The 13,754-nt window shown below is 74.2% G+C and carries 13 protein-coding genes; 7 read left to right on the plus strand and 6 right to left on the minus strand.

The features are described 5' to 3' along the window. Positions 1-36 precede the first annotated feature (36 nt). Positions 37-627 carry a TetR/AcrR family transcriptional regulator gene (locus tag ACFV2S_RS21370; protein ID WP_383788920.1) on the plus strand — a complete coding sequence of 197 codons (591 nt, stop codon included), beginning with the start codon at positions 37-39 and terminating at the stop codon, positions 625-627. 55 nt (positions 628-682) lie between these two features. On the opposite strand, the gene ACFV2S_RS21375 is transcribed toward ACFV2S_RS21370, so the two are convergent. Then, positions 683-1,285, minus strand: a complete 603-nt coding sequence (locus ACFV2S_RS21375; RefSeq protein ID WP_385561281.1) for a TIGR03086 family metal-binding protein — start codon at positions 1,283-1,285, stop codon at positions 683-685. Positions 1,286-1,599: 314 nt separating this feature from the next. Here ACFV2S_RS21375 and ACFV2S_RS21380 point away from each other — a divergent pair, with 314 nt between their 5' ends. Continuing rightward, positions 1,600-3,486 (plus strand): transketolase, encoded by a 1,887-nt coding sequence (locus tag ACFV2S_RS21380; RefSeq protein WP_385561284.1) that lies wholly within the window; start codon positions 1,600-1,602, stop codon positions 3,484-3,486. A 68-nt stretch (positions 3,487-3,554) separates the two neighbouring features. On the opposite strand, the gene ACFV2S_RS21385 is transcribed toward ACFV2S_RS21380, so the two are convergent. After that, entirely contained in the window at positions 3,555-3,776 is a 222-nt protein-coding gene (locus ACFV2S_RS21385; protein WP_385561415.1) for a hypothetical protein, read from the minus strand. 284 nt (positions 3,777-4,060) lie between these two features. Here ACFV2S_RS21385 and ACFV2S_RS21390 point away from each other — a divergent pair, with 284 nt between their 5' ends. From ACFV2S_RS21390 to ACFV2S_RS21405, 4 genes are all read left to right on the plus strand, one after another. Beyond that, on the plus strand, positions 4,061-5,569 hold the full coding sequence (locus ACFV2S_RS21390; RefSeq protein WP_385561287.1) for a DUF4246 domain-containing protein: 1,509 nt from the start codon (positions 4,061-4,063) through the stop codon (positions 5,567-5,569). Between the two features lie 102 nt (positions 5,570-5,671). After that, on the plus strand, positions 5,672-6,010 hold the full coding sequence (locus ACFV2S_RS21395; protein ID WP_385561290.1) for a thioredoxin family protein: 339 nt from the start codon (positions 5,672-5,674) through the stop codon (positions 6,008-6,010). Positions 6,011-6,138: 128 nt separating this feature from the next. Then, complete coding sequence (locus tag ACFV2S_RS21400; protein ID WP_385561293.1) at positions 6,139-6,840, plus strand: DUF998 domain-containing protein; 702 nt, start codon at positions 6,139-6,141, stop codon at positions 6,838-6,840. A 56-nt stretch (positions 6,841-6,896) separates the two neighbouring features. Continuing rightward, the gene (locus ACFV2S_RS21405; protein ID WP_385561296.1) at positions 6,897-7,196 is read left to right on the plus strand and encodes a YkvA family protein; all 300 of its coding nucleotides are present in this window, start codon (positions 6,897-6,899) and stop codon (positions 7,194-7,196) included. A 9-nt stretch (positions 7,197-7,205) separates the two neighbouring features. On the opposite strand, the gene ACFV2S_RS21410 is transcribed toward ACFV2S_RS21405, so the two are convergent. From ACFV2S_RS21410 to ACFV2S_RS21425, 4 genes are all read right to left on the minus strand, one after another. Next, positions 7,206-9,008 carry a SpoIIE family protein phosphatase gene (locus ACFV2S_RS21410; protein ID WP_385561299.1) on the minus strand — a complete coding sequence of 601 codons (1,803 nt, stop codon included), beginning with the start codon at positions 9,006-9,008 and terminating at the stop codon, positions 7,206-7,208. Between the two features lie 206 nt (positions 9,009-9,214). Then, positions 9,215-10,639: a tetratricopeptide repeat protein gene (locus ACFV2S_RS21415; protein WP_385561302.1), complete on the minus strand. Its 1,425-nt coding sequence runs from the start codon at positions 10,637-10,639 to the stop codon at positions 9,215-9,217. A 121-nt stretch (positions 10,640-10,760) separates the two neighbouring features. After that, positions 10,761-11,852: a tyrosine-protein phosphatase gene (locus ACFV2S_RS21420; protein WP_385561305.1), complete on the minus strand. Its 1,092-nt coding sequence runs from the start codon at positions 11,850-11,852 to the stop codon at positions 10,761-10,763. A gap of 136 nt (positions 11,853-11,988) precedes the next feature. Beyond that, positions 11,989-13,131, minus strand: coding sequence for a PP2C family protein-serine/threonine phosphatase (locus tag ACFV2S_RS21425; protein ID WP_385561308.1), 1,143 nt, complete (start codon positions 13,129-13,131; stop codon positions 11,989-11,991). A gap of 189 nt (positions 13,132-13,320) precedes the next feature. On the opposite strand from ACFV2S_RS21425, the gene ACFV2S_RS21430 reads away from it, so the two are divergent. Further along, a partial coding sequence (locus tag ACFV2S_RS21430; RefSeq protein WP_385561311.1) for a sigma factor occupies positions 13,321-13,754 on the plus strand: 434 nt, incomplete at its 3' end.

Genomic DNA, 13,754 nt, shown 5'->3' on the forward strand with positions numbered 1-13,754 from the left:
TGTCCAGATAGACTGGTCCCGACGAAGGGAGCAACCGTGACCACCCAGCCGAGCGTCTTGCGCGCCGATGCCCGCCGCAACCGGGAGCGGATCCTCGAAGCGGCCGTGCGCGCTTTCGCCGAGAAGGGCGCGGACGTTCCGATCGACACGATCGCCAAGGCCGCCGGAGTCGGCTCGGCCACGCTCTACCGCCACTTCCCCACCCGGGAGGCGCTGGTCGAGGCCGCCTACCGCAACGAGCTGGCCCGCGTCTGCGACAGCGCCGCCGAGCTGCTGGCGGAGCTCCCGCCGGACCGTGCCCTGCGCGCGTGGATGGACCGGTTCATCGACTACCTGGCCGCCAAGCAGGGCATGGCGGACGCCCTGCGGGCCGCCGTCGCCTCGGGCGCGGACCCCTTCGCGGAGACCCTCGACCGGCTCGGCGCGGCGATCGACTCCCTGCTCCACGCGGGAGCCGACGCCGGTCTCCTCCGCTCGGACGTCGACCCCTTCGACGTCGGCCTCAGCCTCGCGGGGGTCGCGCTGATCACCAGCTCTCCGGCCCAGCGGGACCGGTCCGGCCGCCTCCTCGACCTGCTCCTCGACGGACTGCGCCACGGAGCGACCGCCCCTCGCCGCCGGCCATGAGCCGCGTCCGACGGGGCAGGGCGCCACGGCCGGCGCCGTACGCGGCCGGTCGGTGTCACGAGGTGCCCGGCGCGGTCCAGTTCGGGTCGCGGCCGCTCAGCCCCACCGCGCGGTCCAGCAGCGGAGCCCTGTCCGGGACGGGCACCGCGGTGCCGAAGAGGCCGCCGCCGTCCCCCTGCTCCTCGGCGGCGGCCAGCAGGAACGCGTGCGAGGCGTGGAGCGCGGCCGGGTCGGGCGCGTACGCCTGACCGGTGGCCCGGGCCAGGTCCCAGCCGTGGATGACCAGCTCGTCGGCGGCCACGATCCCCGCGACGTCACCGGGCAGGTCCACACCGCCCGCGCGGGTGAATCCGGTCCAGGCCTCCGGTTCCCTCCAGGCCCCGGCCAGTTCCGCCAGGAGCCGGGGCAGTTCCGTGCGCCAGTCGGCCGGGAGGACCGGCCTCGTGCTGCCGGGCGGGACCGCGGTGCTGGGGCCCAGGTCCTTGCGGGCGGCGTCACGGAAGGCGAGGGACAGGCCGGCCAGGTGCCCCAGCAGGTCGGTCACGGCGTACTCCGGGCAGGGCGTCCGGTCGGCGAGCCGTGCCTCCGGAACGCCCGCCGCGAGGCGCGCCACGATCAGCGCCTGGGGGCCGAGGTCGAGCGTGGTCATGGATGTCATCTGCTGCTCCTCCGGGACGACGGGTCTGAAGGGTGGACCGGTGGCGCGCCCGGAACTCATCGCGGAGCGGCGAGGGAGCGGACGAGTGCGGGGGACCGAGGCAGGACGGGAACGCATACCGGGCGCGGACCCCGGGCAGACGCCCGGCGGCCGGAGCCGCACCCGAGCGGGCCAAGCCGAGCACCGGGCGTGATCGACCGCCCGCGGCCGGGAACCCCTGACCCCGGTGGTCCCGGCACCGCGGCCGGGACCACCTGACCCCGGTGCCGGGACCGTTCCCGCACCCGCCCGCTCCGCCGGAAAGGACCTCCCCCATGACCGCAGCGCCCCCGACCGTCCCGCTCGGACCCGACAGCGACCTCTCCCAGGTCTTCGAACTCGCGCAGCAGCTCAGGGTCGACGCGGTGCGCGCCAGCACGTCGGCCGGCTCCGGTCACCCCACCTCCAGCCTGTCCGCGGCGGATCTGATGGCGGTCCTCATGACCCGCCACCTCCGCTACGACTGGTCCGCCCCGGACGACCCGGCCGGTGACCACCTGATCTTCTCGAAGGGCCATGCGTCGCCCCTGCTGTACGCGATGTTCAAGGCCGCCGGCGCGATCGGCGACGACGAGCTGATGACCACGTACCGCCGCTCCGGCCATCGCCTCCAGGGGCACCCGACCCCGGTGCTGCCTTGGGTGGACCTGGCCACCGGCTCCCTCGGCCAGGGCATCGCGTACGGCGTCGGGATCGCGCTCGCCGGCCGCGACCTGGAACGGCAGCCGTACCGCGTGTGGGTGCTGTGCGGTGACGGCGAGATGGCCGAGGGTTCCGTGTGGGAGGCCCTCGACAAGGCCGGGCAGCACCGGCTCGCCAACTTCGTCGCCCTCGTCGACGTCAACCGCCTCGGCCAGAGCGGTCCCACCGAGCTGGAGTGGGACACCGCCGCGTACGCCCGGCGCGTCGAGGCCTTCGGCTGCCGGGCGCTCGTGGTCGACGGACACGACCTGGCACAGGTCGACCGGGCCCTGACCGTGGCCGCGGACGGGACGGGACCCGCCGTGATCGTCGCCAGGACGGTCAAGGGCCGTGGTGTCTCCGAGGTCGCCGACCGGAACGGCTGGCACGGCAAGCCCCTGCCGGAGGACATGGCCGAGCGGGCCGTCGCCGAGCTGGGCGGCGTCCGCCACCTGGCCGTACGCGGGCCGATGCCGCCGGCGGCCCGGTCCGCGGGCGCGCGCCCCGGCGCCGGCGCGGCGGGCCCGGTGGAGCTGCCGCGCTACGAGGTCGGGGAGGAGGTCGCGACCCGGGTCGCGTTCGGTGCCGCCCTCGCCGCGCTCGGTGCCCGCCCCGAGGTCGTCGTGCTGGACGCCGAGGTCGGCAACTCCACGCACACCGAGGACTTCCGGAAGGCCCATCCGGAGCGGTTCTTCCAGACGTACATCGCCGAACAGCAGATGGTCGCCGACGCCGTCGGCATGGCCGTGCGCGGCTACCGCCCGTACGCCACCACCTTCGCCGCGTTCCTCACCCGCGCGCACGACTTCATCCGCATGGCCGCCGTCTCGCAGATCACGATGTCCCTGTGCGGTACGCACGCCGGTGTCGAGATCGGCGCCGACGGGCCCTCGCAGATGGGCGTCGAGGACCTCGCCATGATGCGCGCCGTCCTCGGCTCCACGGTGCTCTACCCCTGCGACGCCACCTCCGCGGCCGCCCTGACCGCCGCCATGGCCGACCTCGACGGCATCTCCTACCTGCGCGCCACGCGCGGCGCCTACCCGGTGCTGTACGCGGCCGGCGAGACCTTCCCGGTGGGCGGATCCAAGACCCTGCGGCACAGCGAAGCGGACCGGGTCACGCTCGTGGGCGCGGGCGTGACGCTCCACGAATGCCTCGCCGCCGCCGACGAGCTGGCCGCCGACGGCGTCCGGGCCCGCGTCGTCGACCTCTACTCCGTCAAGCCGGTCGACACCGACACCCTCGTCCGGGCCGCCCGTGAGACGGGGGCCCTCGTCGTCGCCGAGGACCACCACCCCGAGGGCGGGGCCGGCGAGGCCGTCCTGTCCGCGCTCGCCCCGGGCGGCCACCGGCCCGCCTTCGCCCACCTCGCGGTCACGCGCCTGCCGGGCTCCGGCACCACGGAGGAGCTCCTCGACGAGGCCGGCATCTCCCGGACCCACATCGCCCGCGCCGCCCGCGCCCTCCTCGACCGGTAGGCGGCGGAGCCCGCCCGGTGGCGGCGCGCGGTGCGCCGCGGCGACAGGAGCGGCCGGGCACGACGCGCTCACGTGCCGTCGCCGACCGTGATCCGCGCGCACTCCCGTACGACCTCGCCGAGATCACGGCCGCCGCGGTGGAGGTCGCGCTGCCGCCGGGCACCGCCGCCGTGCCCCGTGAGGGCGGTCAGAGCGCGACGGGCCCGGTCGCGGTCGCCCGTGGCGTCCAGCGCCGCGTTCGTGTGCTCCAGGAGGGCGTCGAGAGCCGCCCCGGCGGGTGTCTCGCGCATCGAGCGGGGGTCGCCGCGTCGTCACCACCGGCACCGGCCGCCGCCGCGGCGAGCACCGCGGACGACACCGCGAGCGGCTCGCCCGTCGTGGCGCTGACGAGCAGCAGCTCCTCTTCGACTCCTACGGTGCGCATCGCTGCTCCTGTACGGCCCGGGGCGGGTCCCTTCATGCCGAGTCCGCGGGACCCGCGCGTGCCCGGGACGGCCCTGGTGACGCTCCTGCCCTGTCAGTCCGCTCACGTATCGTTCCCGCCACCGCCCACCGACTCGGAGGAACCAGAGAATTGACCGGCCTGTCTGCTTTTCCGCTGCCCTTCCAAGCTTCCCGTTCTCTCTCGTACGCCGCACCCCGAACCCTGCGCGAGATCGAGATGATCGCGTGCAGTGCCCACCTTCGTGAGAAGCCCGGATGGTTCGACAAGCGGAACGACGCCGCCGTCGTCGCCCGGTGGACGCGGGAGGCCGTCGCCCAGGGCCTCACCGACGCGCAGGTGCGTCATGTGCTCGCCGAGCTCGCGCACTACGCGGACCTGCGGGACGGGGTCACCGGCGTCGAGGTGTCCGCCGTCGACGGCGTGTGGCAGTCGGACTCGCTCGTCGACGACGGGCTGAGGTCCCGGCTGCGCGAGGCGGTCCGGGTCCTGGAACAGGTGCCCGAAGCGGAGCGGGACTGGCACCCCGGATCCGGCGGCCAGGTGCTGGACCTGGTGCATCCCTCGCTGTTCTGTCTGGTGAGGGACGTCAGCGGCGGGCCCGAGCGGGCCTGGAAGAACCCGACGGACCGCTACTCGAAGCACGAGTTCTCGGAGCGGTTCCAGTGGCTGCCCACGGACGTCGACATCAGCGAGGAGGGCGCCGTCGCGTTCCGTTCGTACGTCAACAACGTCCACCCCGAACGTCATCGCGCGCTGGACTCCGTGCTGCCGGACGTGTTCGCGCGGCTGCTTCCCCTGTTCGAGAACGTGCTCACCGATCTGCGGCATCCGCGGCCGCTGCGGATCGAGGCCGATCCCTTCGGGTGGTACGACTCGAAGCCGGAGTATCCCGAACGATCCGCCTACGCCGACGCGGGCGCCTACGCGGATGCCCTCGACGCGTGGGGAGAGGCCCACGACGAGTGGTGGGAGACCCGCTCCCCGGTCGTCCCCGACGCCCCGGCGTACACCCCGCGCGCGGTGCCGGACGAATCCGTCCGGGTCGGCCTGCGGGGCCGCACCGTCCAGGTCGTCGTCAAGCTCGCCACGATCCATCTGACGCCGGAGGATCCCGAGTACTCCGGCGGTTCCTGGCACGTCGAGGGAATGCTCAACGAGCGGATCGTCTCGACCGGCATCTACTACTGGGACAGCGAGAACATCACCGAGAGCCGGCTGGCCTTCCGGACGGCGCTCGACGACCCGCGGTACGAGCAGAACGACGACGACGGCCTGCGGGAGGTCTACGGCCTGGAGGACGAGGACGCGCTGAACCAGGTGCTCGGATCGGCGTCGACGCCGGCGGGCCGCTGCCTGGCCTTCCCGAACATCCTGCAGCACCGCGTCGGCTCGTTCCGGCTCGCGGACCCCACCCGGCCGGGACACCGCAAGATTCTCGCGTTCTTCCTGGTGGACCCGTCGGAGAGCGTCGTCTCCACCTCCGACGTGCCCCCGCAACAGCCGTGGTCCGCCGCCTCGACCATGACGCTCGAACAGGCCCGGCAGTTCCGCGAGGAACTCATGCGGGAACGCAAGTTCTTCGTCGACGAGCACAACGAGCAGCTCTACGAGCGCGAGTTCTCCCTCTGCGAGCACTGACCCCCCTCGACCCGGGCGAGGGGCGGGCCCGGCGGGCTTCACGACTGTCCCGCGCGGGGGATGATGGGGCCGGAATGACGGAACGCGAGGTCAGGAGCTTCCATGGCGAAGCGGATTCACCAGCCCCGCGAGGACGCGGAGTTCGATTTCATCCTCCGGATGAGCACGGTCCCGGTCCTCGCCTACTTCACCGGGACGTGGCCCAGGGCGATCGAGCCCAGCCGGGCGATGGACCTCGTCGTCGGTGACGTCGCCGACGCGTACGCGGGCCGCCTGACGGCCGTCCGTACCGACATCACGCGCTGTCCCGCCGCGACCGAGCGGTACGGCGTCACCGGCGCCCCGTCCTGCGTCCTGCTGGTGGAGGGCGAGGCGGTGGCACACGCGACGGGGCCCCTGACGGACTCCGAGGTGCGGCAGCTCCTGGACGCCCACCTCTGAACGGGCCACCCGCTCCACCGGGCGGTAGGGCCTGCCCCACCCCGGTCCGGGGGCTCGTGGGAGTGCCCGGGACCCGCGCCGCGTGATCGGCTGTCCGTACGAGATCGCGCGTGACGGAAGGTGGACGGATGAGGGTCCTGACGGGGTATGTGGCCTGGATCGTGGGCGTGGTGCAGTTCTTCGCCGTCCACCTGATCGTCGAGTCGGCCTGGGACAGACCGTACAGCTGGGCCCGGAACAACATCAGCGACCTCGGGAACGCGCACTGCGCGCTGCAGGCGGAGCCCGAACCCCGGTTCGTCTGCTCCCCCGAGCACGCTCTGATGAACGTGTCGTTCGTCGCCCTGGGGGTGCTGCTCGTCCTCGGCGTCGTCCTCACCGGTGGTGCCCTGTGGCGCGGCGGCCGTGCCGCCACCACCGCCCGCCTGCTGCTCGCCGCGGCCGGCGCGGGATTCGTGCTGGCGGGGCTGGCCCCGGCGGACGTCGACGAGAACCTGCACGTCCTCGGGGCGCTGCTCATCATGGCGGCGGGCAACACCGGGCTCGTCCTGGCCGGGTTCCACCTGGCGGCCCACGTCCCGGCGCCCCTGCGGTGGGGCGCGGGCCTGCTCGGAGTCACGGCTCTGGTGGCCTTCGGGCTGTTCCTCTCCCACCGCTACCTCGGTCTCGGCATGGGGGGCATGGAACGGCTCGCAGCGCTTCCCCTGCTCCTCTGGGCGCTCGCCGCCGGGGTCCGGGGCGTCACGTCCGGTGACCGGCGATCCGGGGGCCCCGGGGCGCCGCCGGTCACCGACGGGCCCGAACGGCGGCGCCGGGCCGTAGCCTGGTAAGCGCCGCGGACGACCGGCCGGGGCTCAGCGACACCGACATCGGGCAGGAGAGCGGCATGGACGGTTCCGTCTGGCTCGTCGTGGCCGTGGTTCTCGCACTCGTGGTGGCGGGATACGCGGCCGTGCTCCTCGTCCGGGTCTTCCGGGCCCGCCGGCTGCTGCTCGACGCCGGTGTGCCCCTGCAGTCCAAGGCGCTCTTCTGGGCGGCGGTGGTCTACACGATCTCGCCGATCGACCTCGTTCCGGACCCGGTCTACCTGGACGACATCGGCGTGCTCCTGATCGCCCTCAAGGTGCTGCACGCGGCGGCCGCGGGGACCAAGCCCGCCCCCGGCCGCCTGCCCGAGGGCCCGTAGCGCCCGCCCTCAGGAGGGCAGGTCCTGTTCCGCCCAGACGACCTTGCCGTTCACGGTGCGGCAGAACCCCCACCGGCGGCACAGCATGTTGATGAGCTGGAGGCCCCGGCCGCCCTCGTCGCTGAGGTCCGCGTGCTGGATCTGGGGCAGGTCGGGGCCCGTGTCCGAGACCTCCACGACCAGGCGGTCGCCGCGCAGCAGCCGGATGGTCCCCGGGCCGTTGCCGTAGCGCAGGGCGTTGCCCACGAGCTCGGAGACGACGAGTTCGAAGACGTCGGCGAGCTCGGTCAGGTCCCAGGCGGCGAGCTGGTCCGTGACCAGGTGCCGGGCGACGGACGCCGCCCTGCCTTCCTGCGGCAGCTCCCACTCCCGCAGGTCGGCGGGGCCCTCCGTGCCCGACGTCGCGACGAGGAGCACGGCCTCGTCGAACCGGGCGGCGTCGGCGGGCGCGCACGCGATCAGGCCGCCGCCTTCGAGCGCACCGGGTTCGAGCCCCCGCGCGGCGGAGCGCAGGCAGTCCAGCTGGTGGTCGATGTCCTCGTGCCGGGACTTGATGAGCCCGTCCGTGTACATGACCAGGCTGCCGTCCCCCGGCACCTTCAGCCGGACCGGGTCGTACGGAATCACTCCCGCGCCGAGCGGCGCGCCGACGGGCACGTCCACGAACTCGGCGGCGCCCCGCCCGTCGAGGAGCAGCGGCGGCAGGTGCCCGGCGCTGGCCAGCGTGTACGTGGAGTCGGCGGGGTCGTACACGGCGCACAGGAACGTGGCGACCTGCTCGTCCTCCAGGTCGCGGGTGGCGAGGTCGAGCCGGGCCAGGACGCGCTCGGGGGCCATGTCCAGGGTCATCAGGGTGCGGGCCACCGCCCGCAGCCGTCCCATGGTGGCGGCCGCGGGCAGCCCGTGGCCCATGACGTCGCCCACCATCAGGGCGGTGCGTCCGCCGGGCAGGGCCATGACGTCGTACCAGTCGCCGCCCACCCCGTGGTGGGCCGCGGAGGGCGCGTACTCGGCCCGCACCCGCAGTCCCGGCGTCACCGGGGTCGCGCGCGGCAGCAGGGCCCGCTGGAGGGAGACGACGTGCTCGCGCTCGCGCCCGTACAGCCGGGCGTTGTCGATGTAGACGGCGGCCTGGGACGCCAGCTGCTCCGCGAGCGCGAGGTCGGTGGAGGAGAACGGCGGTGAGCCGCGGCCGCGGACGAAGTCCGCGCTGCCGAGGAGCAGCCCGCGGGCGATGAGGGGCACGGCGAGGTAGCTGTGCACTCCGGCGGCCCGCATCTTCGCCGCGGCCCGGTCGGTCGGCGCGACCTTGCGGAAGTCCTCGTTGCGCATGCGGCTCACCAGGACCGGCCGCCCCTGGCGCAGGCAGTAGCGGTGCAGCAGCGTCTCGTGGGCCTCCTCGGCGCGGGCCGAGGTGGTCTCGCCGACCGGGGTGGGCTCCAGGGAGGAGAGCGACTCGACGGCGCGCAGGGCGGTGGCCCGCATGAGCGGGGCGCCCTCGCCCGTCCACCGCGAGCCCTCGTCGCCCCGCAGGACGCTCTCCAGGATGTCGACGGCGGCGCCGTCGGCGAAGCGGGGCACCGTGAACTCGGCCAGCTCCTGGGCCGTGCGTTCCAGATCGAGGGTGGTGCCGATCCGGGACCCGGCGGAATTCAGCCAGGCGAGCCGTCCTCGTGTGGTGAGCCGGTCGAGGGGGACCTCGCCGCCGTTCCGGGCGCGCCGCCCGCGGGCACCGGGCGAGCGGCGTACCGCGGCACCCTTTCCGGCCGAAGCGCGGGCGGTCAGGCGCCGCTTCCCCTCGCCGCCGTTCACTCTTTCGACCTCCCGACAGGAACTCGACCGTTGTCGGTGCCCAGCATGCACCCTTTTCCGGCCGCTTGGCTGCTCCCTGCCGGTACGGCGTGGAAAGCGGGCGGGCCGCGGCCCCGGGGCGGCCCCCACGGCCACGCTCCGGTCCCCGGTGATCGACGTACGGTGATCGCCGGGGCGCCTCACGGCGGTACGCGCCGGTGGAATCCTCAGAACCGGTCGGACGTGAGGTCTCCGCTCCGGCCCAGCCTCCCCGCCCGGTCGCGGGCGGCGGCGGCCCGGACGGCATCCCCGAGGGAGTCCGCCAGGCGGGCCCTGCTCAGCCAGTTGTACGGACTGTCGGGGCGCAGCGCGGTCCGCTCGCTGATCAGCACCCGCGCCTCGTCGTGCCGTCCGGACCGCAGGGCCGCGTCCAGGAGGGTCTTCTGGAGCGCGTCGCGCTGGGCGTGGCTGCCGCCGAACTCGTGCAGCCGTCGCCGCAGCGGCCACAGCAGCGCCATGACGGTGGCGTGGTCCCCCTCCGCGTGGGCGACGAGCGCCTCGCACACGGGCAGCCCCACGTCCGCGGTCATCGCGTGGTTGGTGACCGCCCTCGCGGCCGGTTCCGACAGCCAGCGGCGGCGGTCGGCGATCAGCCGGCGCGCCTCGCCGGTCCGGCCCGCGCCGACGTAGGCCATGACCGCGTGGACGTCGTTGAAGGCGTAGAACGGGGGGTCGGCCCGTGCCGTCCAGGCGTCCGCGAGCGCCTCCCAGCGGCGGGCCTGCTCGGAGCGCGCGAGGTGGAACCGCCAGAGCATGGCCGCCGCGTCGAGGAGCTCCATCGCCACGCCCCTGGAGTCCTCGTTGTGCAGGGCCGCGTCGTAGATGCCGAGCGCCGTCTCGGTGTGCCCCGCCTCCAGCGCGTAGAGCGCGTAGTGCCACCAGGTGTGGACCGTCAGGAAGGTGCCGTCCGACCAGTCGTCGGCGCGCGCGTCGAGGTAGGCGGTGCCGTCGGCGAACCGGCCCTGCATCTCGTAGGTGTGGGCGACGGCGTGGATGGCCCACACGTCGTGGCGGTTGCGCTCGACGGCGGCCGCTCCGGTGTCCCGCGCGTGGGCGTAGTGCCCGGACTCCTCCAGGCCGAACGCGTACATGCCGAGGAGCGGGCCCCGGTGGGGGTCGTCCTCGTCCCAGGCGGACAGGGCCCCGCCGATCCGGTCCCGCAGGCGCAGCGCGTCACCGGTGAGGAAGTCGAGCTGGTGCCCCACGAAGAGGGCGAGCGCGTCCCGGGGGCGGGCCACGGTCAGCTCCTCCAGGAGTGCGCTCCCCCGGCGCAGGTCGCCCGCGAGCAGGCTCCCCGCGGCGGCCGTGTGCAGTCGCTCCCGCAGGGGCAGGGCGGTGAGGTCGAGGCCGGAGACGAAGCCGTCGAAGCGGCGCCGCGCCTCCGCGGCGGCCGTCGGCTCCGCGCCGAGGACGCCCAGGTAGGCCGCGAACGCGTGGGCGAGCGGTGCGGCGGGAGCGGCCTCGATCAGGTCGTCGGCGGCGCCGGCCACTTCGGGGCGGAAGAAGAGAAGCGCCTCCACCGCGCGGTCCAGGTGCGCGGTCGCCTCCGCCGTGCCGTTGTACACGTCATGGCCGTACCGGTCGGTCGCCACAGCCGATCACCTCGTCATCAGAGCCACCAGGGGAGGGCGTCCCGACGAGGACGCCCCTCCCATGGAGCCAGGAACGGGCGCCCGGGCACAGTCCCTGAACAGGTGATCCGCGGCCCGGGGTTCAGCCGATGAGGAGGTCCTTCCTGAGGCGCTTCAGCTCGCGGTGGTCGATGCCGAGGGCGTCCTTCAGGTAGGTGTCGAAGGAGCCGTACGCCGCCTCGACCTCGTCCCAGCCGGAGTTGAGGTACTCGGGGCGGACGTCGAGCAGGGGCTTGTAGACGGCGGCCTGCGCGGGCGGAAGGTGGCCGAGCACGGCGTCGTTGGCGGCCTTGCGGTAGGTGTTGCTGGCGAGGTAGTCGGCCATGACGGTCTCGCGCGGCACGCCGAGTGCGGTCAGCAGGGCGGCGCCGGCCCAGCCGGTGCGGTCCTTGCCGGCGGTGCAGTGGAAGAGCACGGAACGGGCGTCGTCCTCGGCGATGCCGTCGAAGACCTGGCCGTACGCCTTCCTGCCGCCCTCGCCGCTGACCATGGACTTCTCCGCGTCGACCATCATCCGCTCGGCCTCGGCGGGGGTCCCCGGGAGCTGCTGGAAGGCTCCGGAGCCCGCGAAGACGTCCGCGACGACGTAGTCCGCGCCGGCCGGCACCCGGTCGGGCGCCTTGGCGCGCTCGTCCTCCATGCGCAGGTCGAAGACGGTCCGCACGCCCAGGCGCCGGAGCTTCTCCTGGTCCTCGGGGGTCAGGTGGTCGAGGGCGTCCGAGCGGTAGACCTCGCCCATCCTGACCCACCGGCCGTCCTCGGTGCGGTAGCCGCCCGCGTCGCGCAGGTTGACGGTTCCGGAGAGCCTGACGAGCCGGTCGGCGAGGCGCAGGCCCTGGCCGTGGTCGGCGTCGAACCGGAACCACTGGCGGTCGGCGGCGGGCAGGCCGGTGACCACGGCCCGGCCGGTGGCGCCGCCTCGTGCGACGACCCTGCCGTTCGCGCGGATCTCGACGCGCCGCACGCCCTCCGCCTTCCAGGCGAGGGTGTACGAACCGTCGGATCCGGCGGTGACGGTGGCTTCGGTGAACGGAATGGGGTGGCCGGAACGGTGCTGCTGGTGGGCCCGCGACAGGCCCCGCTCGGAGGGGCTCGCGGAGGCGGTCGACGCCAGGGGGAGCCCGAGGGCGAGGGCGGAGACGACGGCGGTCGCGGAGAGGGTTGCCTTGTTCATGGCCGCGAGACTGGGCGGCCGGGACGAACGTCGCGTGAACGCGGCATGGCCGGAAACCGCCTCACCGAAGACAGATGGCACAACATGCCACCCATGCAATCCATGCAGGCCTGCCGACCGTCACGGGCCGCGGGACCTAAGGCTCCGTGGGCATCCTCTCGATCGCGACGAGCGCCGCGTCGTCGCCGAGATGACCGCCCGCGTACGCCCGCAGATCGGCGCGCAGCCGGCCGAGCAGGGTCGGCGGGTCGTCCCCGACCCAGGCCGTGAGCCGCTCCGTCAGCGGGTAGAAGGCGCGCGTCCGGTCCCGCGCCTCCACCACCCCGTCCGTGTAGAGCAGCAGCACGTCTCCCACGCCGAAGGGAAAGGTCTCCACCGTCACCTCGGGGGAGACGATGTCCGCGAGACCCAGGGGAGGGCTCGCCTCGGCCGTGTCGAGCGGGATCACCTTGCCGTCCCGGAGGAGCAGCGGCGGCGGGTGCCCGCGGTTCACGAGCCGGACCACCGGTTCGTGGTCGGGGATGTCCAGCACCAGCGCGGTGACGAAGGCCTCGTCCGTGTCGTCGGCCGCCGTTCCGGCGCCGGATCCCGCCCCGTCCGGGTCCCGGGTCTCCTCCTCGGAGCCGACCCCCGCCTCCAGGTGTCCGATCAGTTCCGGCAGCTCCTGCTCGCGCCGGGCCGTCACCCGGAAGGCGCCCAGGACGAGCGAGGCCTCGCTGATGGCGTCGAGCCCCTTGCCCCGGGCGTCGCCGATCAGCAGCCGGGTCCCGGAGGCCGTGCGGGCCGCCGCGTACAGGTCGCCGCCCATCTGCATCTCCTCCTCGGCCGCGAGATAGACCGAGGCGATGTGCAGGGGGCCCGCACGGTGGGGCAGGGGGCGCAGCACGACGCTCTGGGCCGCGTGCGCGATCGACCGCAGCCGCGTCACCCTGCTCTCGTCCCGCTCCCGCAGATGGGCGAAGAAGGTCGCGATGACCGAGATGAGGACCAGCGCGACGATCTGGTAGGTGTGGTTGAGGTCCGTGAAGGTCGTCCGCGCGGCGGCCACCACCGACTGGGCGGCCACCGCGACCGCCCCCACGAAGGCCGTCATGCGCGCCCCCGCGAACGACGCCGTCACGGCGGGCGCGGCGATCAGGAACGGGCCCAGGTGCACGTCGGGGGGCACCAGCACGTCCACCACGGTGACCAGCGCGATCAGCGCGAAGGGCACGGCGAGCAGCAGTCGGCCGCCGCGCCGGGAGAGGCGCGGGACCAAGGCTGTGCGGCGGGACCCCATGGGAAAGGCATACCTCAGGTGCCGCGGCGTGTCCTGTTGCCCGCCGGTCCCCGGCCCGGCGTCCCGGTGACGCGTGTCCTCCGGCCGCGGTTCCGTGATCACGATCACTCTGGTCCCCGGGATTCCGTGTCAACCGGCGGGCCCACGGCAGGCGTATGCGGGGTGTAGTCGGAGATCCGGGAGTGTTCGTTGACCGTCGAGGAGTTCGAAGAGTTCTACGCCCATGCGGTGGCGCGGCTCACGGGCCAGTTGTTCGTGATGCTCGGCGACCTGCACGAGGCGCAGGACGTCGTGCAGGAGGCCTTCGTCAAGGGCTGGGACCGGCGCCGGCAGCTCGACCGGGACGGCTGGCCCGAGGCGTGGATCCGCACGGTCGCCTGGCGGCTCGCGGTGAGCCGGTGGCGGTTCCGCCGCCGGTCGACCGAGGCGTGGGGGCGCGGGGCGCCGCCGACCACGGTCGAAGGCCCGGGGCCGGACCACCTCGTGCTGGTCGAGGCGCGGGGGGGGGGTGCCGCGCAGCCGCGGCGCCCCCCCCCCCGCCACGACCAGTGGGTCCGGATCCGGGGCCCCGGGGGCGCCCGCACCGGCCAGTGCGACGGGGCCGGCCAAAACCCCCCGTCCCG

The sequence above is a fragment of the Streptomyces sp. NPDC059695 genome (genome assembly GCF_042733785.1).
GTDB lineage: Bacteria > Actinomycetota > Actinomycetes > Streptomycetales > Streptomycetaceae > Streptomyces.